The sequence below is a fragment of the Pseudomonas solani genome (assembly GCF_026072635.1).
Taxonomy (GTDB): Bacteria; Pseudomonadota; Gammaproteobacteria; order Pseudomonadales; family Pseudomonadaceae; genus Metapseudomonas; species Metapseudomonas solani.
Genome location: NZ_AP023081.1, coordinates 636358 through 656322 on the forward strand (window position 1 = coordinate 636358; position 19965 = coordinate 656322).

At 65.3% G+C, this 19965-nt stretch carries 22 protein-coding genes and 1 tRNA gene; 9 read left to right on the top strand and 14 right to left on the bottom strand.

The genetic code is table 11. The features are described from left to right. Positions 1-10 precede the first annotated feature (10 nt). Positions 11-1213 (top strand): GGDEF domain-containing protein, encoded by a 1203-nt coding sequence (locus PSm6_RS02960; protein ID WP_265169500.1) that lies wholly within the window; start codon positions 11-13, stop codon positions 1211-1213. Positions 1214-1224: 11 nt separating this feature from the next. Here the strand turns inward: PSm6_RS02960 and PSm6_RS02965 are convergent, their stop codons facing one another. After that, complete coding sequence (locus PSm6_RS02965; RefSeq protein WP_265169501.1) at positions 1225-2037, bottom strand: MerR family transcriptional regulator; 813 nt, start codon at positions 2035-2037, stop codon at positions 1225-1227. Between the two features lie 312 nt (positions 2038-2349). Between PSm6_RS02965 and PSm6_RS02970 the strand changes: the two genes are divergently transcribed. Both PSm6_RS02970 and PSm6_RS02975 read left to right on the top strand, forming a co-directional pair. Continuing rightward, positions 2350-3264, top strand: a complete 915-nt coding sequence (locus PSm6_RS02970; RefSeq protein WP_184487759.1) for an alpha/beta fold hydrolase — start codon at positions 2350-2352, stop codon at positions 3262-3264. Beyond that, entirely contained in the window at positions 3261-4145 is an 885-nt protein-coding gene (locus PSm6_RS02975) for a metal-dependent hydrolase (protein WP_043243092.1), read from the top strand. The genes PSm6_RS02970 and PSm6_RS02975 overlap by 4 nt, the downstream gene beginning before the upstream one ends. A 55-nt stretch (positions 4146-4200) precedes the next feature. On the opposite strand, the gene PSm6_RS02980 is transcribed toward PSm6_RS02975, so the two are convergent. The 5 genes from PSm6_RS02980 to PSm6_RS03000 form a co-directional block, all read right to left on the bottom strand. Then, a complete protein-coding gene (locus PSm6_RS02980; protein WP_265170496.1) occupies positions 4201-5562 on the bottom strand; it encodes a DNA recombination protein RmuC in 1362 nt (453 codons plus the stop codon). Positions 5563-5728: 166 nt separating this feature from the next. After that, positions 5729-6136, bottom strand: coding sequence for a tetratricopeptide repeat protein (locus PSm6_RS02985; RefSeq protein WP_265169502.1), 408 nt, complete (start codon positions 6134-6136; stop codon positions 5729-5731). Between the two features lie 348 nt (positions 6137-6484). Further along, positions 6485-7540 (bottom strand): AraC family transcriptional regulator, encoded by a 1056-nt coding sequence (locus PSm6_RS02990; RefSeq protein WP_265169503.1) that lies wholly within the window; start codon positions 7538-7540, stop codon positions 6485-6487. An 11-nt stretch (positions 7541-7551) separates the two neighbouring features. Next, complete coding sequence (locus tag PSm6_RS02995; protein WP_265169504.1) at positions 7552-8304, bottom strand: RES family NAD+ phosphorylase; 753 nt, start codon at positions 8302-8304, stop codon at positions 7552-7554. A 36-nt stretch (positions 8305-8340) separates the two neighbouring features. Then, the gene (locus tag PSm6_RS03000; protein WP_021221398.1) at positions 8341-8712 is read right to left on the bottom strand and encodes an antitoxin Xre/MbcA/ParS toxin-binding domain-containing protein; all 372 of its coding nucleotides are present in this window, start codon (positions 8710-8712) and stop codon (positions 8341-8343) included. 123 nt (positions 8713-8835) lie between these two features. Between PSm6_RS03000 and PSm6_RS03005 the strand changes: the two genes are divergently transcribed. Together PSm6_RS03005 and PSm6_RS03010 are read left to right on the top strand one after the other, a co-directional pair. Continuing rightward, positions 8836-9318 carry a GreA/GreB family elongation factor gene (locus PSm6_RS03005; RefSeq protein WP_021221399.1) on the top strand — a complete coding sequence of 161 codons (483 nt, stop codon included), beginning with the start codon at positions 8836-8838 and terminating at the stop codon, positions 9316-9318. A 51-nt stretch (positions 9319-9369) separates the two neighbouring features. Next, positions 9370-9771: a hypothetical protein gene (locus PSm6_RS03010; protein WP_265169506.1), complete on the top strand. Its 402-nt coding sequence runs from the start codon at positions 9370-9372 to the stop codon at positions 9769-9771. Between the two features lie 392 nt (positions 9772-10163). Here PSm6_RS03010 and PSm6_RS03020 read toward each other — a convergent pair whose 3' ends face one another. After that, positions 10164-10610: a LexA family protein gene (locus PSm6_RS03020; protein WP_265169509.1), complete on the bottom strand. Its 447-nt coding sequence runs from the start codon at positions 10608-10610 to the stop codon at positions 10164-10166. 102 nt (positions 10611-10712) lie between these two features. Continuing rightward, complete coding sequence (locus PSm6_RS03025) at positions 10713-12311, bottom strand: M28 family metallopeptidase (protein ID WP_021221402.1); 1599 nt, start codon at positions 12309-12311, stop codon at positions 10713-10715. A 508-nt stretch (positions 12312-12819) separates the two neighbouring features. Between PSm6_RS03025 and PSm6_RS03030 the strand changes: the two genes are divergently transcribed. Continuing rightward, positions 12820-13371, top strand: a complete 552-nt coding sequence (locus PSm6_RS03030) for a GNAT family N-acetyltransferase (protein ID WP_052351330.1) — start codon at positions 12820-12822, stop codon at positions 13369-13371. Between the two features lie 178 nt (positions 13372-13549). On the opposite strand, the gene PSm6_RS03035 is transcribed toward PSm6_RS03030, so the two are convergent. Then, positions 13550-13789, bottom strand: a complete 240-nt coding sequence (locus PSm6_RS03035; protein ID WP_081672337.1) for a DNA-binding protein — start codon at positions 13787-13789, stop codon at positions 13550-13552. 243 nt (positions 13790-14032) lie between these two features. On the opposite strand from PSm6_RS03035, the gene PSm6_RS03040 reads away from it, so the two are divergent. Continuing rightward, the gene (locus PSm6_RS03040; RefSeq protein WP_043243146.1) at positions 14033-14317 is read left to right on the top strand and encodes a hypothetical protein; all 285 of its coding nucleotides are present in this window, start codon (positions 14033-14035) and stop codon (positions 14315-14317) included. 46 nt (positions 14318-14363) lie between these two features. On the opposite strand, the gene PSm6_RS03045 is transcribed toward PSm6_RS03040, so the two are convergent. From PSm6_RS03045 to dapA, 4 genes are all read right to left on the bottom strand, one after another. Then, positions 14364-14453 (bottom strand) — tRNA-Ser (locus PSm6_RS03045). Positions 14454-14567: 114 nt separating this feature from the next. Continuing rightward, a complete protein-coding gene (locus tag PSm6_RS03050) occupies positions 14568-15437 on the bottom strand; it encodes a phosphoribosylaminoimidazolesuccinocarboxamide synthase (RefSeq protein ID WP_021221405.1) in 870 nt (289 codons plus the stop codon). 131 nt (positions 15438-15568) lie between these two features. Beyond that, positions 15569-16684, bottom strand: a complete 1116-nt coding sequence (gene bamC, locus PSm6_RS03055) for an NlpB/DapX family lipoprotein (protein ID WP_265169513.1) — start codon at positions 16682-16684, stop codon at positions 15569-15571. Between the two features lie 18 nt (positions 16685-16702). After that, entirely contained in the window at positions 16703-17581 is an 879-nt protein-coding gene (dapA, locus tag PSm6_RS03060; protein ID WP_021221407.1) for a 4-hydroxy-tetrahydrodipicolinate synthase, read from the bottom strand. A gap of 167 nt (positions 17582-17748) precedes the next feature. Between dapA and PSm6_RS03065 the strand changes: the two genes are divergently transcribed. Together PSm6_RS03065 and PSm6_RS03070 are read left to right on the top strand one after the other, a co-directional pair. Next, positions 17749-18306: a glycine cleavage system transcriptional repressor gene (locus tag PSm6_RS03065; protein ID WP_021221409.1), complete on the top strand. Its 558-nt coding sequence runs from the start codon at positions 17749-17751 to the stop codon at positions 18304-18306. Between the two features lie 10 nt (positions 18307-18316). Beyond that, complete coding sequence (locus PSm6_RS03070; protein ID WP_021221410.1) at positions 18317-18790, top strand: peroxiredoxin; 474 nt, start codon at positions 18317-18319, stop codon at positions 18788-18790. A gap of 76 nt (positions 18791-18866) precedes the next feature. On the opposite strand, the gene PSm6_RS03075 is transcribed toward PSm6_RS03070, so the two are convergent. Then, positions 18867-19946, bottom strand: coding sequence for an AI-2E family transporter (locus PSm6_RS03075; protein WP_021221411.1), 1080 nt, complete (start codon positions 19944-19946; stop codon positions 18867-18869). Positions 19947-19965: the final 19 nt, after the last annotated feature.

Below are 19965 nucleotides of genomic sequence, written 5' to 3' on the forward strand. Positions count from 1 at the left end.
AGTCTTCGCAATGAATCTTTCCAGTGGGTCGGGCCCGGTGCCGACCCACCTTCCCGAGCGCCCGGCCGAGGACTACCTCGCCGAACGGGTCGCCACGCTCTTCTCCACCAGCCCTTCGACGGCAGTCGGCAACGTCTTCTCCGGCTCCATGGTGTTCGGGGTCTACCACGCAAGCGCGCCACTGCGCGGGCTGTGCATCTGGCTGGCCATCCTGGTGGTGCTGATGGTGGTGCGCCTGTCCCTGGTGCGCGCCTGGCGGCGTGATCCGCAACGCTTCCCGCCGCTGACCTGGGCGCGCATGACCATGTGCCAGTGCGGCGCCGTGGGCGTGGCCTGGGGTGTCGGCGCCATCTGGCTGATGGGCTATGGCACGCCCTACGAGGACGTGATCTTCGGCTGCATCGCCCTGGCCTCGGTGATGGTCGCCATGAGCAACGTCTCCTACTGGCCGGCGCACCTGGCCTTCCATGTGCCCATGTTCTTCTTCCTCGGCATCGCCTACGGCCGTGACCCGGAGCCCCAGGCGATGTTCCTCGCCGTCTCCGCCTGGGTGGTCTGCCCCTTCATCGCCGAGATGGGCCGGCGCCTGCAGATCCGCTTCAACGAAGCCCTGAAGCTGGCCTGGGAACACCAGGTGCTGGCGCACAAGTACGCCCTGGCCAACCAGGAACTGGCCATCCTCAGCCGCACCGATGACCTCACCCGCATCGCCAACAAGCGCCACCTCGACGAAACCCTGAAGCGTGAATGGCACCGCTGCGCGCGCAATCACGAGCACCTGGGCGTGCTGATGCTGGATATCGATCACTTCAAGCTCTACAACGACAGCTACGGCCACCTCGCTGGCGACATCTGCATCCGCCAGGTGGCCGAGGCGATGCGCGCGAGCATCCGCGAGCACTGCGATTTCGTCGCGCGCTTCGGCGGCGAGGAGTTCACCGTGGTCATGCCCGGGGCCGACCTGGAAACCGCCCGCGCCATCGCCGAACGCATCCGCGCGGCCGTGGAGGACCTGGACCAGCCCCATGCCGGTGCCGAGCGCGGCCACCTCACCGTGAGCATTGGCGTGGCCTCCACCGAGCAGGGCACGGCGATCAGCGAAGAGGCCCTGGTGGGTAACGCCGACGTGGCCCTCTATGCGGCCAAGCACGCCGGGCGCAACCGGGTGGAAGCCTTTCGCGGGCAGTCCACCCTCCTCGCTCCCGCGCACTGAAGGCGCGGGCTTCAGCCCTTGAGAAAGCCCCTGAGCAGCTCGCCCACACGGCCACCCAGCTCCTGGTTGGCTGAGAGTTGCAGCCCGCGCGCCAGCTCGCTGTCCACCACCTGCTCCACCAGCGGGCGCAGCGCCAGCAACTGACGGTTGAGGCCTTCCAGTTCGGCGACATGGGGCAGGCTGGTGCTGAGCAGCGGGTTGACCAGGTGATCGACGATCATCCGCACGATGCCCTCCGCCACCGGCTCCACCTGCTGGCGGATCGTGGCGAACTGCTCCAGCAGCACCAGCAACGGAACCCCTGAACGATGCAACTGCACCCCGGCATTGAAGATGCGCGGGTTGAGCACGCGCAGATGGTCCCCGGCGAACTCGATCAGCCCCAGTTCCTGGGCGATGTCCATGGCCTCGTCGGTGAGCTCGTCGCCGAACAGCGCCTGCACCTCGTCGAAGCCCAGGGGCGTGGGCTCCAGCTGGGTCCAGTCGCCGACTATGGCCTGCTCCAGGCCGAGCACATGGGCCAGGTCGCGGCCCTGGTCCCAGGCCTCGAACAGCTCGCGGATGCTGGCAATGCTGTAGCCACGCTCCAGCAACTGACCGATCAGGCGCAGGCGCGCCAGGTGCTCGCCGCTGTAGATACCCACACGACCCCGGCGCTCGGGCGGCGGCAAGAGCCCGCGATCCTGGTAGGCACGCAGGTTGCGCACGGTGGTACCGGCCTCGCGGGCCAGCTCGTCGACCGTGTATTCCTCACCGGGAACGGGCTCGGGGATGTGCGGCGCCTGGGCGAGCAAGCGCTGCAGGAAACTGGGGGAATTCTTCATGGGCGGATCATATCTCCGTGCCACAACGGCCAACAACAGCGCCGCCAGAGGCCCAACCTATGGCTGGACCTGCCGGCACAGAGGGCCCGCCAAAACCCGGATAACGCCACGCAAGCCCCCTGCCACGGTACTTTGCGGGCAGCGGTAACGCGGTAACAGGCGCACCGGCGAAAGTGCCCCAGCATCTGGCCAGCACCGCATCCCTGGCCGACAATCGATGACATCGAATGATGTAACGATTCAGGCCCGCAGGAGATCCGCCATGCCCGCCACGCACCCCGCCCCCCTTTGCCCGCACCGGGAGGCGAGCCGATGAACGCGCCCCTCACCCTCGAACCCCAGCGCGTGACGGTGCAAGGCGACGGCGTGCGCCTGGCCACCTACCAGTGGGGCAATGCCAAGGGGCCGACCCTGCTGCTGGTGCACGGCTACCCGGACAGCCACGAGGTGTGGCTGCCGCTGGTGCGCGAACTGGCGGCGGACTACCGCATCATCGCCTACGACGTGCGTGGCGCCGGCGCATCGGAGGTGCCGCCGCGCATCCGCGACTACCGCCTGCCGCGCCTGGCCAATGACCTGGAAGCGGTGCTGCGTGCCCTCAGCCCGGATCGCCGCGTGCACCTGGTGGCCCACGACTGGGGCTCGATCCAGAGCTGGGAAGCGGTGACTGAACCGCGTATCCAGCCCCTGCTGGCCTCCTACACCAGCATCTCCGGCCCCTGCCTGGACCACGTCGGCCACTGGATGCGCAGCCGCCTGCGGGAAAAGCGCGTCGGCGCCTACCTGCAGATGATCGGGCAACTGCTCAGCTCCTGGTACATCGCCTTTTTCCACACCCCGCTGCTGCCGGAGCTCACCTGGAAACTGGGACTTGCCCGCGCCTGGCCAGGCCTGCTGCGCCGCGTCGAAGGCATCGCCAAGCCACACGTCAGCAGCACCCAGCTCACCGACGGCCAGCGTGGGGTGAGGCTCTACCGCGCCAATTTCATCAGCAGCCTGTTCCGCCCCCGTGAACGTCACACCGACCTGCCCGTGCACCTGGTCATCCCCACCCGCGACCGCTTCGTGCGTCCGCAGCTGTTCGATGAGCTGACCCGTTGGGCGCCGACCCTGTGGCGCCGTGAAGTGCGCGCCGGCCACTGGCAACTGCTGGCCGAGCCGCAGCGGCTGGCCGGTTGGCTGCGTGAATTCGTCGACCGCGAGGAACCGGCCAGGAGAGCCTCATGAGCACCGAGCACCACCGCCTCGAACAGCGCAAGGTGCGCTTCGACTTCGCCGACACGCCGCTGCACTGGGTACCGGGCGAACCCGAGGCTTCGCACATCATGAACAGCCTGCACCTGATCCTGCCGGCCGGGGAGTTCTGGTTCTGCCGGGTCTACAACAAGGCCCTGCCCCAGGTGACCGACCCGCTGCTGGCCGAGGACGTGCGCGGCTTCGTGCGTCAGGAGGCGCAACACGCCCGCGCCCACGACAGCGCATTGAAACCCTACCTGGAACGCCACGGGCTGGACCCAGCGCCGGTCACCGCCGGCATCTACCGCCTGTTCGACAAGGTGCTCTGCGACCACCCGCTGGGCGAACACCGCCTGAGCCGCTGGCTGCAACCCTGGTGGCTGCGCCAGCGCGTCGGCCTGATCGCCGCCGTTGAACATTTCACCTGCGTGCTGGGCAACTGGATCATCACCACCCGCAGCCTCGACCAGGCCGACCCGGTGATGCTCGACCTGCTGCGCTGGCACGGTGCCGAGGAAGTGGAGCACCGCTGCGTCGCCCATGACCTGCATGTGCACCTGGGCGGCAGCCTGCTGGCGCGGGGGTTCTACATGGTGGTGGCGTGCATCGCGCTGATCACCCTGTTCAGCGTCGGCTCCGCCAGCCTGATGCGCCAGGACCCGGCCACGCGCAAGCGTGCCGGCTTCCTCCGCCACTGGCGTCGCCTGGGCGCCCGCGACACGCTGCCCACGCCCGCCAGCATAGGCCGCGCGGTGCTGCGCTATTACGAGCCGGGTTTCCACCCGCGTACCGAAGGCGATCTGTCAGTGGCGCTGAGTTACCTGGAGCGCTCGCCGGCAGCGCAGCGTGCCGCGGCGGAAGCGGGCGCCTGACCCGCCGGCCGGCACCGAGGAATGAGGCCCACCAGCTGGGCCCAGAACGAAGGCATCACTCCTCCAGCTCATCCAGCAGCGGCAGCCCTGCCGCGCGCTCGAGCAGGTCGGTGGGTAGGCTCTTGCTGGCGCGGGCCCCTAGCAGCTTGATGTTCTCGACCCGGCTGACGAGGTTGCCGCGCCCGTCCACCAGCTTGTTGCGGGCGGCGGCGTAGGCCTTGTCCAGCTGCTGCAGGCGGCTGCCCATCTCGTCCAGGTCCCGCACGAAGGCGACGAACTTGTCGTAAAGGGCCCCGGCGCGCTCGGCGATCTCCCGGGCGTTCTGGCTCTGCCGCTCCTGGCGCCACAGGCTGTCGATGACCCGCAGGGTGGCCAGCAGGGTGGTCGGGCTGACGATGACGATGTGCTGGTCGTAAGCCTCCTGGAACAACCCCGGATCGGCCTGCAAGGCGGCAGCGAACGCGGCCTCGATGGGCACGAAGAGCAGCACGAAGTCCAGGCTGTGCAGGCCCTCCAGGCGCTGGTAATCCTTCACCGACAGACCCTTGAGGTGATTACGCAAGGACAGCACGTGCTGCTTCAACGCCTGGGCACGGACGGCCTCGTCTTCAGCGGCAATCAGCGCCTGGTAGGCGGTAAGGCTGACCTTGGCGTCCACAACCACCTGCTTGTCGCCCGGCAACTGGATCAGCACGTCGGGCTGGAAGCGCTGGCCATCGGCGCTGTTCAGGCTGACCTGGGTCTGGTACTCGCGGCCCTTCTCCAGGCCGGCATGCTCCAGCACCCGTTCCAGCACCAGCTCGCCCCAATTGCCCTGAGTCTTCTGGCCCTTGAGCGCGCGGGTGAGGTTGGTGGCCTCATCCCCCAGGCGCTGGTTGAGCTGCTGCAGGCGCTCCAGCTCCTTGCCCAGGGAGAAGCGTTCGCGCGCCTCCTGTTGATAACTCTCCTCGACACGCTTCTCGAAGGCCTGGATGCGCTCCTTCAACGGGTCGAGCAGCTGCCCCAGGCGCTGCTGGCTGGTCTCGGCGAAACGCTGCTCGCGCTCATCGAAGATCTTTCCGGCCAGCTCGGCGAACTGGGCGCGCAAATCATCGCGAGCGGCCTGCAGATCGGCCAGGCGCTGGGCGTGGGAATCCTGCTGTTCGCGCAGCTCCGCGACCAGGGCGGCACGCTCGCTATCCAGGCGACGCAGCTCGCCCTCCTTGCGCTCGCGCTCCTCGCTCCAGGCCGCCTGGGCTTCGCGAGCGGCCTTGCGCTCGACGCCGAGCAGCTCGGCCTCGCGGCGCAACGCAGCCAGTTCGGCCTGTTGGGCGGCGTTGTTCTGGGTGAGTTCGCGGATTTCCACGCGGCTGTCGTCGAGCTGGGCACCGAGCCCGTCCTGGGCCATCTGCGCGGTGGCGAGGCGCTCGTCGAGCAACAGCCGTTCGAGTTCGCCGGCGGCAATGCGGCGTTGCTGATGCCAGGCCAGGCCCAACAGGGGAACAGCGGCGAGCGCGAGGCCGATCAGCAGATTGGGCAGGTCGAAGGGCATGGGGGGCTCCGCGGAAGGATGCCGGGCAGTATACCCAGCGCCCAGGCGGCGGTCAGGCGCTGGGCAGACGGCTCAGCAGGCGCTTGGCCTCGTGGGAACCCTGGGCGGCTGCCTGCTCCAGCCAGTGGCGGGCCTGCGGCAATTCCTGGGTGCGGGGCTGTGCATAAAGGCGGCCCAGTTCGAGCTGGGCACGGCGATCACCGGCACGCGCGGCCTGGCGCAGCATGTCGAAGCCGATACGGCGATCACGGGTGTTGCCACAGTCGCGGCAGAGCATCTGGCCGAGGCGGCTCTGAGCAGCCACCACGCCCTGACGGGCCGGTTGCTTGAGCAGTTTGCCGGCAAGCCGCTTGACGCTGGCGGCCTGGCCGAGGCGAGGGTTGTCGAGCAACCAGAGGGCCATGCGCAGGGGCAAGCGTTGATTCTGCTGGGCGGTTTCGACGAGTGCTCTGAACTTCATGTAAAGGGGTGTGGCGGCCGGGAAGGTCGCGCACTCTACTCCTTTTTCGCCGCAGGTAAAGTCTTGCCAAGCCTGGGAGCGGCGTTCTAGAGCAAGCGCTCGGGACAATCCACAGAAGCTGTGGATAACTCTGTGGGAAAACAGCGAGAAATCCCCTTCAAACCCGATGAAACGGGCGCTCCCGTCAAATTGACGATTTTTTCACCAACCTGAAAACCCTTTATTTTTCATTGCTTTAATAGAGCGCCACGAAGAATCAAGCGGTTACGCGCGAATGTGACTGCGAAATGACAAGCTGCCTCGCCATTGTGCACAACTCATTCCTGTCAACCCCTGCAGCGCCCCGTTTCAGGGCGCTTCGGCCGCTTTTCCCCGGCGAAAAGCCGTCGGCGGCAAGCCCGTCCAGCGACGAAAGGCTCGGGAGAATGAGCTTTGTTCGGCGAAGCCCAGCAGGTAGGCGATTTCCAGCAAGGCGAAATCGGTGTGCTGCAGGTAAAGCTGCGCCAGATCCTTGCGCACTTCATCGAGCAGACCGGGCAAGGCCAGGCCGGCTTCCCCCAGGCGGCGACGCAGGATGCGTGCAGTGAGCCCCAGATGCCCGGCCACGTCATCGAGACCGATCTGCCCCTGCGCCAGGCCGGTGCAAAGCGCCGCACGCACCTCGTTGGCCAGGTTGGCGTCGAGGCGATAGGCCGCCAGGCAGGCTTCGCCCTGGGCGTCCATCAGGCTGCGCAGGTGGGGGTCGGCCTCTCGCAACGGCGTCTGCAGCAGCGCCCTGTGGAAAATTACCGCATTGCGCGTGCAACCACCCTGGACCGGGCAGCCAAGCACCTCGGCATAGACGTCGGCAGCCGTGTCGAGGCGATGGCGGAACTCCACCCGCAAGGGCTGCGCGCGCCCGTCACTCAGCCAGCGACCGAAGGCCAGCCAGCCGGCCAGGGCCATTTCCACCGCCTGGCGGGGCACCCAGGGCAACAAGCGTGGCCGCCAGGTCAGGGCAACCTGCTCGCCCTCCTCCTCCAACCGGGTTTCGCCGATGTCCCAGACCAGTTGCTCGAAACGCTGCAAGCGCTGGATGGCCTCACCCAACGTGGCGCAGCTCATGGCCGAATAACCGAGCACCTGGAACGAACGCGGGCGCACGGCCAGGCCCAGGCGCAGGCCGATCAGCGGATCGCCCCCCAGGCGCTCGGCCTGCAACAGCAAAGCGAACGCCTTGAACAGCGGCAGGCGATAGCCCGGCAACGCCAGCTGCTCCGCCGGGATATCCACAACCCGCAGCAACTCGCTGACATCCAGGCCGCGCTCTGCCGCCGCTGGCAACAGCGACTCCACGTAGCTGGCGGCGATGCCGGCGGGGGAACCGACCAGGGACAGCAGCCGTTGCGGCCAGGATTCGCTCATCGGGCGAGGGCTCATGCCGGCTGCGGCAAACGACCGTCGACGAGGAACTGGGTCATGCGGAACAGGCGCGGTGTGTCCGGTGCCTGGGCATGCTTGAAGGCGACGTATTCGGCCGTGGTTTCGCAGAACCAAGGCGTGAGATTGCGCGGCCGCCGCTCGGTGAAGGCTTCAGGGGTGAACAGGGCGATATTGGTGCCCTGCAACGGACAACGCGCGGAGCGGTACTCGAAGGCCTCGACCCCCGCAGCGCGCATGGCGGCACCCAGCGCCTGGCTGGTGCGGTAGTCCACCGGGTCGGCGAGTGCTTCGTCGTGGGCATCGAAAGGCGGCAATTGCAGCTGTACACCGCGCTCGACCTGGAAGCGCGCCTCGAAGGACGAATGCTCGGACAGGATGCGCCCGCTGGGCGGCGGCACCGCCATGCCGCTCCACAGCACGAAGCGGTAGAAGGCCCCCTCGGCCATGGCGGTTTCCAGGCGTGATGCGGCATAGAACAGGCTGGGCTCGTGAACGGTGCCGAAGCGCGATCCCCAGCGCAGCGGCGGGTAGCGGAACGGGGTCTTCAGCAGGTAGTGCAGCGGTTCGGCGCTGCGGGGCAGTGGCGGCTTGCTGGTCTCGATGAGTTCCTCCAGCAACGCCTGCTCGGCGAGGTTGTCCACCAGTTGCAGGGTGGCCACCTGCTCCTGGCTCTCCACCAGGCGCACCAGGCGGCCACGCAAGGGCCTGATCCGTTCCGGGCCTTGGCAGGTCGTCCAGATATCCATGTCCAGCCTTCCTTCGTTGTTGTTATCGGGGGACGTTCAGATCTTGCCGCGGATGGCGTCCAGATACTCCACCACCCTTACCAGCCCCTGCACCTGGGCCATCAGTTCGAGGGGCACGGCACCCAGGTGGCGGTTCTCGGTGCGCAGGAAATGGCGCATGTCGTCGAGGTTGCCGCCGAACAGGGCGAACAGGGCGCGGTAGGCGCGGATCAGCAGCAGCGCCAGCTCGCCGGTCTTGCTCTGTGGGCGGATGCCGCCGCTGTCCGCCCAGCGGGTGATGGCGGTACGGTGCACCCCGACGATGTCGGCCAGTTGCTGCTGGGTCAGCCCCAGTTGCTCACGGGTATTGAGCAGTGCTTTGGCCAATACGGCATCGGGATCGAGGGTGGGGCGGCTGAGGGCGCTCATGGGATTCCTCCGTGCGTTTGCATCAATATAAAGCAAATATGCTGCAAACACACAAAATACAATCCCCTCCTCTTCACTGAGTGGCAGCCGTAGAATGCCCCCTTCGCCGCAGGAACCTTCGCCATGGACAAAGCCCGTATCCAGCACTTGATCATCGACACGCTCACGCACGACCTGGAGCTGCTGCAACGTGCCGCGCAGACGGCCTATGAGGCGGCGACCCATGAAGAGAATGTCGCCGAGAACAAGTACGACACCCTGGGCCTGGAAGCCTCCTACCTGGCTACCGGGCAGGCCCGCCGCGCGGCCGAGATCAAGCAGGCGATCGGGCTGTTCCAGAACCTGGTGCTGCGTGAACACGACCCGGCCATCGGCATCCAGCTCAGCGCACTGGTGCACCTGGAGGCCGAGAACGGCAGCGGCCAGCTACTCTTCCTCGGCCCGGAGGCTGCCGGGCTGAAAGTGCAGGGCGAAGACGGAGAAGTCACCGTGATCACCCCGCGCTCCCCGCTGGGGCAGGCCTTGCTGGGCAAGGGCGCCGGCGCGGAGATCACCCTGGTGATCGGCGGCACTCGGCAATGCTATGAGGTGATAGCAGCCCATTGAGATCGAACCTGGCACGCCTGGATCGGTCCATTGGCCACACAGGAGGTCCCCATGCCCACTCGCAGCCGCACGCTTCACGTCAGCCTCAACCCGGTGAAGCTGGTGCTGTGCATCGCCCTGGGCATCTGGCTCGGTTTCGTCGCCGTTGCCGGCACCGCCTGGTTCGGTTATCGCCACCTGGTGAGCGCCGCCTGGGAGCAAGTGGGCCAGAGCACCACCGCACCCTTGGGTTCGCCGGTGGGGCCTGCCCCCACACCTGCACCCGCCCCACAAAGCAACGCGCAGATGTTCGAGCGCTACCAGCAGAACCAGAGTGCTGCCCAACAGCGGGACAACGCCCGTATCGAAGAGGCGGAACGCCTGGCCAGCCCCAAGTGCCAGTTCTGGACCGCCCAGCAGCGCAACGCGCCCAATGAGAAAGCCCGGCAGAACATGGAGCGCTTCTGCAACTGAGGCAACCCCGCCGCACGTCGTTCGACCCGCACTTTATTGCGCCCCTGCTGCCGAAGTTTTCAAGCACCGGCGCATTTCGCCCAAAGGAGCCGGCCAGCCGACCGAAGGCGGGGCCTGTCAGGGAAGCGTCACGGATGCCGGACTAAACTCCAGATGTGTGCCCATCTGCGGGCACCGAGGCGGTTAGCGATGAGTCCTGAAGCCTTTATCGTGTTGTTGATCCTGGGTTGGCTGCTGGTAGCCGTTGCGATGCTCTGGGCCATGCTCAGAATCACCCATCACCACCATCACCCCACCACACGAGCGCCACGTGAGCAGGTCGAACACCCGACCAGCGGGCGCAAACCCCGGCAAGCGACCGTACCCCATCACTGAGGTACGGCCTCCCCCCCTCACGCCAATGGCTGCCAGCGCTCCGGTCGACGGAAGCTGTGGGTGACCACGCCGCGGATCATCCAATCCTGCTCGGGCGAGAGGTTCAGCGCGGGGTAACGGGCGTTCTCAGCCATCAGCACGCGGCGCCCGTCCTCGTGGCGCAATCGGCGTATGTAGAAATCCCCCTCGATGACCGCCACCACCAGGCTGCCGTCGACGGCTACGCGGGAGCGATCCGCCAGCAGCAGGTCACCGGCGACCAGGCCCATGCCATCCATGCTGTCGTCTTCCAGGCGCACGGTGAAGGTTTGCGGAATGTCGATGCCCAGGAGCTCGTCCAGGCTGACGCAGCCTTCCAAGCGCAAGCGCACCGGCCCTTTGGCGTTTTCATCGATGGCCAGGGTGTAAAGCGGGAGTTTGGCGAATGACGGCCCCAAGCGGCCGATGATGCGGACGTTACCCATGGCGGAGCCTCCATATACTGTTCATGCATACAGTATTTGCGCGCCCGGGCTTCGTCAATGGGGAGCTTGCGCCGGGATACCCGGCGCAAGTTAGATCAGGCGTTACTTGATGTAGGCATCACCCCAACGCTCGATATCGCGTACCGCGGCCTTGCGCAGGGTTGCGCCCTGGGCCTTCTTCGCCGCTGCGATTTCGTCGTCGATGATCTTGGTGGAAATCGACAGCCAGCTGGTGGCGAACGCCATGGCGTCACCATTGATCTCCAGTGCATCGAGATCGATGTTCGCCGTGCTGTCACAGGCACTGTGGTAGCAGGGGTCGAACGGCTGGCCGGCGGCTCCGCCATATTTCTGCGCCTGCTCTTCGGTCTTGATGTCCTCGGCGCCGGTGAACAGGCCACCGAAGGCGATGCCATCCTCGAAGAACTGCGCATAGTCGGAGCGGAAGTCGATCTCGGTGCCTTCGAACTGCGCACGGCGCAGCTTGAAGTAGGCCTCGAACAGATGCTCGATCGCCGCCGAACCGGCCGGCCCCTTCAGGCCGAAGGAGGAACCGTCGCCGTCATAGATGAAGTTCGCGTAGTTCGGCGAGCCGATCATGTCGAAGTTCAGGTAGGCCTTGATCTTCTTCTTCTCCTCGGGGGTGAGGTTGTTGACGTAATAGGTCGAGCCCACCAGCCCGGATTCCTCGGCGCCCCACCAGGCGAAACGCACCTTGTTCAGCGGGTAGGCCTTGCGCAGCAGCACGGCCATCTCCAGCAGCGCGGCGCTACCGGAACCGTTGTCGTTGATGCCTGCGCCCTCGAACACGGAGTCCAGGTGCGAACCGACCATCACCACGTTGTTCGGGTTGCCGTAGCGAGTCTCGGCCACCAGGTTGTAGGTCTGGGTCTTGGAGCGCACCACATCGACCACCATGCGCAGTTGCAGGCCTTCAGTACCAGCCCAGGCGGCACCGTTGTCGTAAGTGGCGAAGATCACCGGGATGCCGCCTTCGTAGCCATCACCCAGGGTGACGTTCTCCAGGCCCTTGCGATCGTCGGTGTTGCCCTGGTTGAAGATGATCACCCCGGCGGCACCAGCGGCGGCCGCGTTCTCGGCCTTGATCTCGAAGTTGCAGGTGCCCCGCTGGATCAGCGCAATGGAACCGCTGGGGAAGTTGGCGAAGTCTTCCGCCTCGCAGCCGCTGGAGGAGTTGTTGCCCGCTCCCAGGGCTACGTCCACGGGCACCACCTTGGCGCTCACGTCACCGGCTTCGGTTTGCGAGAGGTAAGTGAAGTCCGTATCCCAGACGTAGTTGCCAGGGGTTGGTGTGACTGCGTTCAGGGTGCCCGGCCCTTTCGGGTAGTAGGCGGTGAAGGGGAACGGCTGCACCGTCACCTTGTAGCCGGCCTTCTGCAGGGTCTTCTTCACATAGTCGATGGACGCCTGGTAGCCAGGCTGCCCAGCGGCGCGGTTGCCGCCATTGAGGCTGGCAATGTCCTGTAGCGCCTGGAGCCGGGTGAAGATGTTGCTCGCCTGCAGGCAACGCGGCAGGCCGAGCGGCGTGCCGACCAGCAAGGGCGAGTTGCAGATGGAAGGGTTGGGTTTGCCGGGACTCCAGAACTCCTTGAATTCGGCGTCTGCGGCGGGGCTGGCGAAGGAAGCGGTGGAAACGGCGAAAGCGAGGGAACCGACAACACGTCTGAAATTATTTTTCATGCTGACTCCAATCCTTTTGAAGTGGTTGTAGGCAGGCCTGAAATGGCATTGCGCCACTGTCCGGTACTTCATCCTTCGGACGGCCTAAAACCTAGACTGGAGGGTGTAGCCGGGGTTCTTCGCGCGTGACGGGGAAAACGTGCGCTTTGTCGCTTTTTCGATACAAAAAGGCGCAAGCTGCGACGAACGTGTCGAGAAGCCAACCCATTTTGATATCAATAAAATGTCTTGTGGCCATCACTTCCGAAACGGTGAGGGATGAGCGACGCGGCAACGGTTCCGGAGGATCACGGGGCACTGAAGAAGGATTCAGGGCCTTGCTTGACCAGGTACCAATCTGTGGCCCTTGAGCTCCTGCTCGGCAGCGACGGTGTCATCCGCGTAGGCGCAAGCCAGATCAGAGGCATTGTACAGCGGCAGTTCCTCGATCTCGCTGGCTTCCTGCTCGGTTTTCAGCCGGGCGCGCTACCATCCCGGCCCCACACCCTGGATCAACTGCAGGAAGCCCATGAGCAGCACCCCGGACATCACCCTTCACACCGCACCGGTAGCCGATTCGGACCTCGACTTCGTGTTCACCTTCGAGCGGCGGCAGGTAGTGGACCGGGTCATTCGCTTGCAGGCGGGCCACGCGGTGGAGAGCGCCGATCCCTTCATCGACGACTGGTCCCCGGCCGACCGCCAGGAAGTGAAGGACACGCTGCGGGCCGCTCTGGCCAACGGCGGCTTGGTCTGCCTGGCGACCCGCCTGGGGCGGGTCGTCGGCTTCGCCTGTGTGGACGGCGCGCCTATAGAACCCACCGGGCGCTACCGGCCATTGAAGGAGTTCCATGTCGAGGCCACCGAGCGTGGCAGGGGCGTCGGGCGCCTGCTGTTTGCCCGCTGTCTCGAAGAGGCCCGCCACAAGGGCATCCAGCGCCTGTATGTCTCGTCCCACTCGGCGAGGGAGACGGTGCGGTTCTACCAGCGTCAGGGTTGTGTGGATGCGCAGTGGTTGTGGCCGGAACAGGCTGAGCGGGAGCCTTGCGACTATCCGATGGAATACGAGGTTAGGCGATGAGCAGCTCTCCTTGTCTGGCATTCCCTTGCCCATGAACTTGGCGAAGCATGGCATCCACTATTCAGGAATGCACTGGCGTTCGTCCGGTCTCAGCTGCCGGGAGCACGACTGGAGAAGCCAGGCGCTTAGGCAAAAGCGATACAGCGCTGGGCGGTAAGCTGCGGGTCACAGCCCGTGGTCACTCAGCGCTGGATGGCGATAAATCTGGATGGGTGTCGTCATAGGCCGGGCTTGTCTGCCCGATCTCGGGTGCAATCTGGCCGCAAGCCAGCCAGAACGCGTACTGGGGATAGGCCTTCACAAGCACGTCGATCTCTTCCGTGCTGACTCTCACCGCACCTTTGCTGACGCTTCGCCAACGGTCGTGGTTGCCTCCACCCAGTTCACTGGCCTTTTTCGGTCCCAGCCGCTTGATCAACGCTCGTGCTCTATCGCCCGCTGTCTGCATAAAACATCTTCGACCTTAATTCTGGGCAATAACTTCCCAGAACATGATTTCGTGGGATATAGTTCACCCGTGGGAAATAGTTACCCAAGGGAAGAAGGCGTGCAGGCCTTCGAAATAGCCACGGATAGTGACGGAATGGGCATGGAACGGGAAGACCTCTTGCCGGCGGCACTGGCTGCTTTGCCGTCAGCGACTGGCACTGGAGTGGAAAGCATGAGCGAGCAACCTGTGGACACCAGAACGGCCCTGGTAAACCTGGGACAGACGGTAGTAATGGAGCTGCACTGGGAAGAGGTGCCGCACCCGCTGTTCTGCTGCTACCACATCGTGGGCGTGGTGGTGCCGGTGGAGGGTATTTGCGAGGAGGGCTACTTCCTGGTGAAGAACGCGCTGGCGCCGGGGCCGTTCCCGGATGAGCTGTTCTGGTCAGACATCCGCCGGATGAAGGTGCTGGTACAGCGCACCCTGCTAGCGCAAGGCGCGCACGGGCATGCCTGAAAGCACAAAGCCCCTGGCTCTCGCGAACCAGGGGCTTTGTTGTATATGGCGGGAAGATAGGGATTTGAACCCTAGGTGCCATTGCTGACACAACGGATTTCGAATCCGTCCCGTTCGGCCACTCCGGCATCTTCCCGAACGGCGCGCATGATACCAGCTGAAAGGCGTTTGGCGAAGCCCGCCGAGGCAATTTTTTCGCGTGCATTCAGATGCTTGCGTATTGCCCGGGCTGGCGGCCCTGCCGCCGGGATCAGGCGGTGAGCTTGGTCAGGGCTTCGCGGTACTTGTCCGCGGTCTTCTGCGCGACGTCGGCGGGCACAGCGGGGGCCGGCGGCTCCTTGTTCCAGCCGGTGGACTCGAGCCAGTCACGGACGAACTGCTTGTCGAAGCTGGGCGGGTTGCTGCCTTCGACGTAGCTCTCCACCGGCCAGAAGCGGCTGGAGTCGGGGGTCAGCACTTCGTCCATCAGGGTCAGGGTGCCGTCTTCGTCGATACCGAACTCGAACTTGGTGTCGGCGATGATGATGCCACGGGTGGCCGCGTATTCGACGGCGGTGCTGTAGAGCGCGATGGCGGTGTCACGGACCTTGGCGGCCAGCTCCTTGCCGATGATGGCTTCGCACTGCTCGAAGGAGATGTTCTCGTCATGGTCGCCTACGGCGGCCTTGGTCGAGGGGGTGAAGATCGGCTGGGGCAGCTTGGAGGCTTCCTTGAGGCCGGCGGGCAACTGGATGCCGCAGACGGTGCCGCTCTTCTGGTACTCCTTCCAGCCGGAACCGACGATGTAGCCGCGCACGATGGCTTCGACGGCAACGGGCTTGAGGCGCTTGGCGACCACGGCGCGACCTTCCACCAGCGGCAGCTCGGCAGCGGGGACCACGTCCTCGACCTTGTCGCCTGTGAAGTGGTTGGGCACCACGTCGGCGAGCTTGTCGAACCAGAAGTTGGAGATGGCGGTGAGGATCTTGCCCTTGTCCGGGATCGGCTGCTCGAGGATGACGTCGAAGGCCGAGAGCCGGTCGGTGGCGACCATGAGCATGCGCTTGGCATCGATCTCATAGAGGTCGCGGACTTTACCGGAGTAGATCTTCTTCAGGCTCAGGGTGCTGGGAGTGGTCATGGGGATTTTCCGCCTCTGTTAAACGAAACAGGCGAAACCTGCGGGGTTTCGCCTATTGTCTTGCCGCCGCGCCCTGGGGCGCGTCGACTGGAGCCCGGGTGAAGGTTGCCCGCCACCCGGTCGGTCCGGCCTCAGCCGAGGTTTTCCTGGATCAGGCCCAGCACACGGCGCGCCACATCGGCGGGTGCCACGGTGTTGATGTCTTTCTCCACGGTGACCTGCACGCTGTCGCCGACGCGGGTCAGGCGGACCTGGTAACGGTCGGCGCGGGCTTCGATCTCTTCCTTGCTGGGCGCGCTGCCCCACAGGCGGCTGAAGAAGCCGGGTTCCTGGTCCTTCTCCGCGCCTTCGGCGAGGTTGATGTAGTACACGCCCAGGCTGCGGTTGATGTCGTCGACGCGTACGTCGGCCACTTCCAGGGCACGGCCCACGCTCGACCAGGAACGGTCGAAGTCGGCGCCCAGGTTGAGGATCGGGTTACCGCTGCCGTCTTCGGACAGGGTCACGCGGCTCGGCGCATCGAAGTCGCGGGCGGCCAGCAGGGACACGGAACCACCCTGCTCGGCGCTGCGCGCCATGGTGGCGAGCATTTCGTCCATCAGCGCGGCCTCGAGGCTCGGGCTGTCGGAACGGCTCGGCCAGCCGGTGTCGGCGGTGCTGCCTGCCGGACGGGTGGTGGTGATGACGAAGATCTCGCTGGTGTTGCGCTGCACACCCGGCTCGATGCGTACGCGGGCACGCACTTCGCTGTCGGGCTCGACACCGCTCACGCGGCTGCCGAGGCGGCGTGCCAGGGGAGCGGAGAGCTGATCCAGGCGCTGCCAGCCGGTGCTGAACTCACCGGTCTGCGGGCGCTCGTCGACGACCTTGAAGCCGCCGTCTTCGAAGAACTGGCGCGCGACCGGCCAGACTTCTGCCGGGACGCGCTGGGCAACCACCCAGCGGGAGTCGCCGCTCTTCTGCAGGCTGTAGTCGCTGACCTCGCCCTTGACCTGCAGGGGCTGCGGGCGCGGGACTTCGTAGTCGGCATCGTTGCGGCTGTCGGCGACGTTCACCGGCACCGGCAGCAACGGGTCAAGACGTTTGGATTGGGCATCCGGGGGCAGCTGCATGGGCGCGGTCTGGCGCGCTTCCAGGTAGTCGTTGCCGCGGTCGCGGAAATAGCCATCTTCGCCCCAAAGCCAGCCGCAGCCGCTGGTGCTGGAGATCATCAGGGCGAGAGCGGAAAGTCCGGCCAGTCGCTTCATGCGTAGTAATTCCTCGGATTAAACCAATACACCGGACTGGCGGAGCGCCTGACGCAGCGGTTCGTGGCAACGCGGGCTGAGCCAGGTCAGCGGCAGACGGATGCCATCGGGCATCAGGCCCATCTCGTGCAGGGCCCATTTCACCGGAATCGGGTTCGATTCGATGAACAGCGCCTTGTGCAGCGGCATCAGCTTGTCGTTGATGGCACGGGCGGTTTCAGCATCGCCACGCATGGCGGCGGCGCAGAGTTCGGCCATCTCGCGGGGGGCGACGTTGGCGGTCACGGAGATGTTGCCCTTGCCGCCCATGAGCATCAGCTCGACGGCGGTGGCGTCGTCACCGGAATAGACGAGGAAGTCCTTGCTCACGCGATCCAGTACTTCCTGGCCACGCTTGAGGTCGCCGGTGGCTTCCTTGATACCGATGATGTTGGAGATCTTCGCCAGGCGCTCGACGGTCTCGGGCAGCATGTCGCAGACGGTGCGGCCGGGGACGTTGTAGAGGATCTGCGGGATCGCGACGGATTCGGCGATGTGGCGGAAATGCTGGTACAGGCCTTCCTGGGTCGGCTTGTTGTAGTACGGGGTCACCAGCAGGCAGGCATCGGCGCCAACGCCCTTGGCGGCGGCGGTGAGGTCGACCGACTCACGGGTGGAGTTGCCACCGGTGCCGGCGATGACCGGGATGCGGCCATTGACCTGATCCACCACGCGGCGGATGACTTCGATGTGTTCGTTCACGTCCAGCGTCGCGGATTCACCCGTGGTGCCGACTGCGACTATGGCGTTGGTGCCTTCCTGCAGGTGGAAATCCACCAGCTTGGTCAGACTCGCCCAGTCCAGTTGACCTTGTGCATCCATGGGCGTGACCAGTGCCACCATACTGCCCGCAATCATGCAACCGCTCCTGCCGGAAAAAGAGAGCCGTAATGGTACTGGTGCCCATTGCCCAGCACAAGCTGACGAGGGTGCCTCAAGCATTCCCCTCGGCGGCGCTTTTCGCTAACCTTCCCGCTTTGATCGGCGCGGCTTTGCCCGCCCTCCTCTCGCTTTAGGAATGCTGCATGTCCACCACCCCGCCCCGCGAACAATTCCTTGTGATCAGTGCCCTTGGCGTCAACCCGATGGAGCTGACCAACGTGCTGTGCCGAGCCAGCCAGGAAAACCGCTGCGCAGTGGTCAGCAGCCGCCTGACCCGCCACGGTGAGTACTGCGCCCTGGTACTGCAGGTATCCGGCAGTTGGGATGCCCTGGCCCGCCTCGAAGCCGGCCTGCCGGCCCTGGCCAAGCGCCACGAGTTCACCACCCAGGTGACCCGCAGCGCCGCGCTGGAGCCCCGCCCGCAGTCGCTGCCCTACGTCGCCTACGTCAGCGCCGCGTACCGCCCGGATATCCTCAACGAGCTGTGCCAGTTCTTCATCGATCACCGTGTCGAACTGGAGAGCCTCACCTGCGACACCTACCAGGCGCCGCAGACCATGAGCACCATGCTCAACGCCACCATCACCGTGACGCTGCCCGCCGGCACCCAGATCAGTTGGCTGCGCGACCAGTTCCTCGACTTCGCCGACGCGCTGAACCTCGACGCGCTGATCGAGCCCTGGCGCCCGCAGCACCCGTAAGGAGCAAGACATGGCCGTAACCATCGACCAGCCGGTCGCCGATTTCACCGCCCCCGCCACCAGCGGCCAGCAGGTGACCCTCTCCGCCCTCAGGGGCAAGCAGGTAGTGATCTATTTCTACCCGAAGGACAGCACCCCGGGCTGCACCACCGAAGGCCAGGGTTTCCGTGACCAGCACGGCGCCTTCGCAGCAGCCAACACGGTGATCTTCGGTGTCTCCCGCGATGGCCTGAAGTCCCACGAGAACTTCAAGTGCAAGCAGGAGTTCCCCTTCGAGCTGATCTCCGACAAGGACGAGGCGGTCTGCCAGCTGTTCGACGTGATCAAGCTGAAGAAGCTCTACGGCAAGGAATACATGGGCGTCGACCGCAGCACCTTCCTCATCGACAAGGACGGCGTGCTGCGCCAGGAGTGGCGTGGCGTGAAGGTTCCCGGCCATGTGGATGCCGTGCTCGCCGCCGCGCAGGCGCTGAACAAGGGCTGAGCCCAGGCGCCATGCAGACGCAATGAAAGAAGGCCGCGATCGCGGCCTTTTTCATGTGCACTTACATCAGCGAGGCTCACATCAGCGGTGATGGCCCTTCCCGCAGGGGCCCGCTGCGTGGCCAGGCATCCAGCACCGCCTTGAACAGGGTCGCCAGGGGGATAGCGAAGAAGATCCCCCAAAAGCCCCAGAGCCCGCCAAACAGCAGCACTGCGCAAATGATCGCCACCGGGTGCATGTTCACCGCCTCGGAGAACAGCAGCGGCACCAGGATGTTGCCATCCAGCGCCTGGATCACCCCGTAAACCACCATCAGGTAGATGAACTGGTCGCCCCAGCCCCACTGGAACAGCGCGATCAGGGCCACCGGCACGGTCACCACCACCGCGCCTATGTAGGGCACCACCACCGAGAGGCCGACCAACAGGGCCAGCAACGCCGCATAGTTGAGCCCGAGAGAGACGAAGGCGACGTAGGTCACGCCGCCACAGATGACGATCTCGATCACCTTGCCGCGGATGTAGTTGGCGATCTGCTGGTGCATTTCCCGCCAGACCTGGGTCATCAGCGCCCGCTCGCGCGGCAGGTAGCCGCTCATCCAGCGCTGGATCAGCTCGCGGTCCTTGAGGAAGAAGAACACCAGGATCGGCACAAGCACCAGGTAGATCATCAGGTTGACCACCAGCGGCAGGCTGGAGAGCGAGAAGGTCAACGCCCACTGGCCGAACTTGCCGATCTCGCTGCGGGTCACCTCGATGGCATTGAGCACCTGCTCGTCGGTGACCAGGTGCGGGTAGCGCTCGGGCAGCAGCAGGAGCAGCGACTGCCACTCGCCGAGCATGCGCGGCAGCTCGTTGAACAGGGTGCTGAGCTGCTGCCAGAGCAGCGGCATGAGCACCACCAGGAACAGCGCCAGGGCACCGATGAACAGCGCGAACACCAGCCACACGGCCAGCGTCTCGGGCATGCGCAGGCGCTCGAGGAAATTCACCACCCCCTGCATCAGGAAGGCCAGCACCAGACCCGCCAGGACCGGCGCCAACATGTTGCCGAGGGTGAGGACGAGGGTGAAGCCCAGGACCAGGAAGACCGCCAGTACCACCGCTTCTTCATCGGAGAAGTAGCGCTGCACCCAATCGCGAAGCACCTTGAACATCGGAGTTCCTTGGTAAGCG

Bases quoted from the DNA above. Each gene is read 5' to 3' on its own strand.
- PSm6_RS02960 (WP_265169500.1), top strand. From the start codon at position 11: ATGAATCTTTCCAGTGGGTCGGGCCCGGTGCCGACCCACCTTCCCGAG.
- PSm6_RS02965 (WP_265169501.1), bottom strand. From the start codon at position 2,037: ATGAAGAATTCCCCCAGTTTCCTGCAGCGCTTGCTCGCCCAGGCGCCG.
- PSm6_RS02970 (WP_184487759.1), top strand. From the start codon at position 2,350: ATGAACGCGCCCCTCACCCTCGAACCCCAGCGCGTGACGGTGCAAGGC.
- PSm6_RS02975 (WP_043243092.1), top strand. From the start codon at position 3,261: ATGAGCACCGAGCACCACCGCCTCGAACAGCGCAAGGTGCGCTTCGAC.
- PSm6_RS02985 (WP_265169502.1), bottom strand. From the start codon at position 6,136: ATGAAGTTCAGAGCACTCGTCGAAACCGCCCAGCAGAATCAACGCTTG.
- PSm6_RS02990 (WP_265169503.1), bottom strand. From the start codon at position 7,540: ATGAGCGAATCCTGGCCGCAACGGCTGCTGTCCCTGGTCGGTTCCCCC.
- PSm6_RS02995 (WP_265169504.1), bottom strand. From the start codon at position 8,304: ATGGATATCTGGACGACCTGCCAAGGCCCGGAACGGATCAGGCCCTTG.
- PSm6_RS03000 (WP_021221398.1), bottom strand. From the start codon at position 8,712: ATGAGCGCCCTCAGCCGCCCCACCCTCGATCCCGATGCCGTATTGGCC.
- PSm6_RS03005 (WP_021221399.1), top strand. From the start codon at position 8,836: ATGGACAAAGCCCGTATCCAGCACTTGATCATCGACACGCTCACGCAC.
- PSm6_RS03010 (WP_265169506.1), top strand. From the start codon at position 9,370: ATGCCCACTCGCAGCCGCACGCTTCACGTCAGCCTCAACCCGGTGAAG.
- PSm6_RS03020 (WP_265169509.1), bottom strand. From the start codon at position 10,610: ATGGGTAACGTCCGCATCATCGGCCGCTTGGGGCCGTCATTCGCCAAA.
- PSm6_RS03025 (WP_021221402.1), bottom strand. From the start codon at position 12,311: ATGAAAAATAATTTCAGACGTGTTGTCGGTTCCCTCGCTTTCGCCGTT.
- PSm6_RS03030 (WP_052351330.1), top strand. From the start codon at position 12,820: ATGAGCAGCACCCCGGACATCACCCTTCACACCGCACCGGTAGCCGAT.
- PSm6_RS03040 (WP_043243146.1), top strand. From the start codon at position 14,033: ATGAGCGAGCAACCTGTGGACACCAGAACGGCCCTGGTAAACCTGGGA.
- PSm6_RS03050 (WP_021221405.1), bottom strand. From the start codon at position 15,437: ATGACCACTCCCAGCACCCTGAGCCTGAAGAAGATCTACTCCGGTAAA.
- bamC (WP_265169513.1), bottom strand. From the start codon at position 16,684: ATGAAGCGACTGGCCGGACTTTCCGCTCTCGCCCTGATGATCTCCAGC.
- dapA (WP_021221407.1), bottom strand. From the start codon at position 17,581: ATGATTGCGGGCAGTATGGTGGCACTGGTCACGCCCATGGATGCACAA.
- PSm6_RS03065 (WP_021221409.1), top strand. From the start codon at position 17,749: ATGTCCACCACCCCGCCCCGCGAACAATTCCTTGTGATCAGTGCCCTT.
- PSm6_RS03070 (WP_021221410.1), top strand. From the start codon at position 18,317: ATGGCCGTAACCATCGACCAGCCGGTCGCCGATTTCACCGCCCCCGCC.
- PSm6_RS03075 (WP_021221411.1), bottom strand. From the start codon at position 19,946: ATGTTCAAGGTGCTTCGCGATTGGGTGCAGCGCTACTTCTCCGATGAA.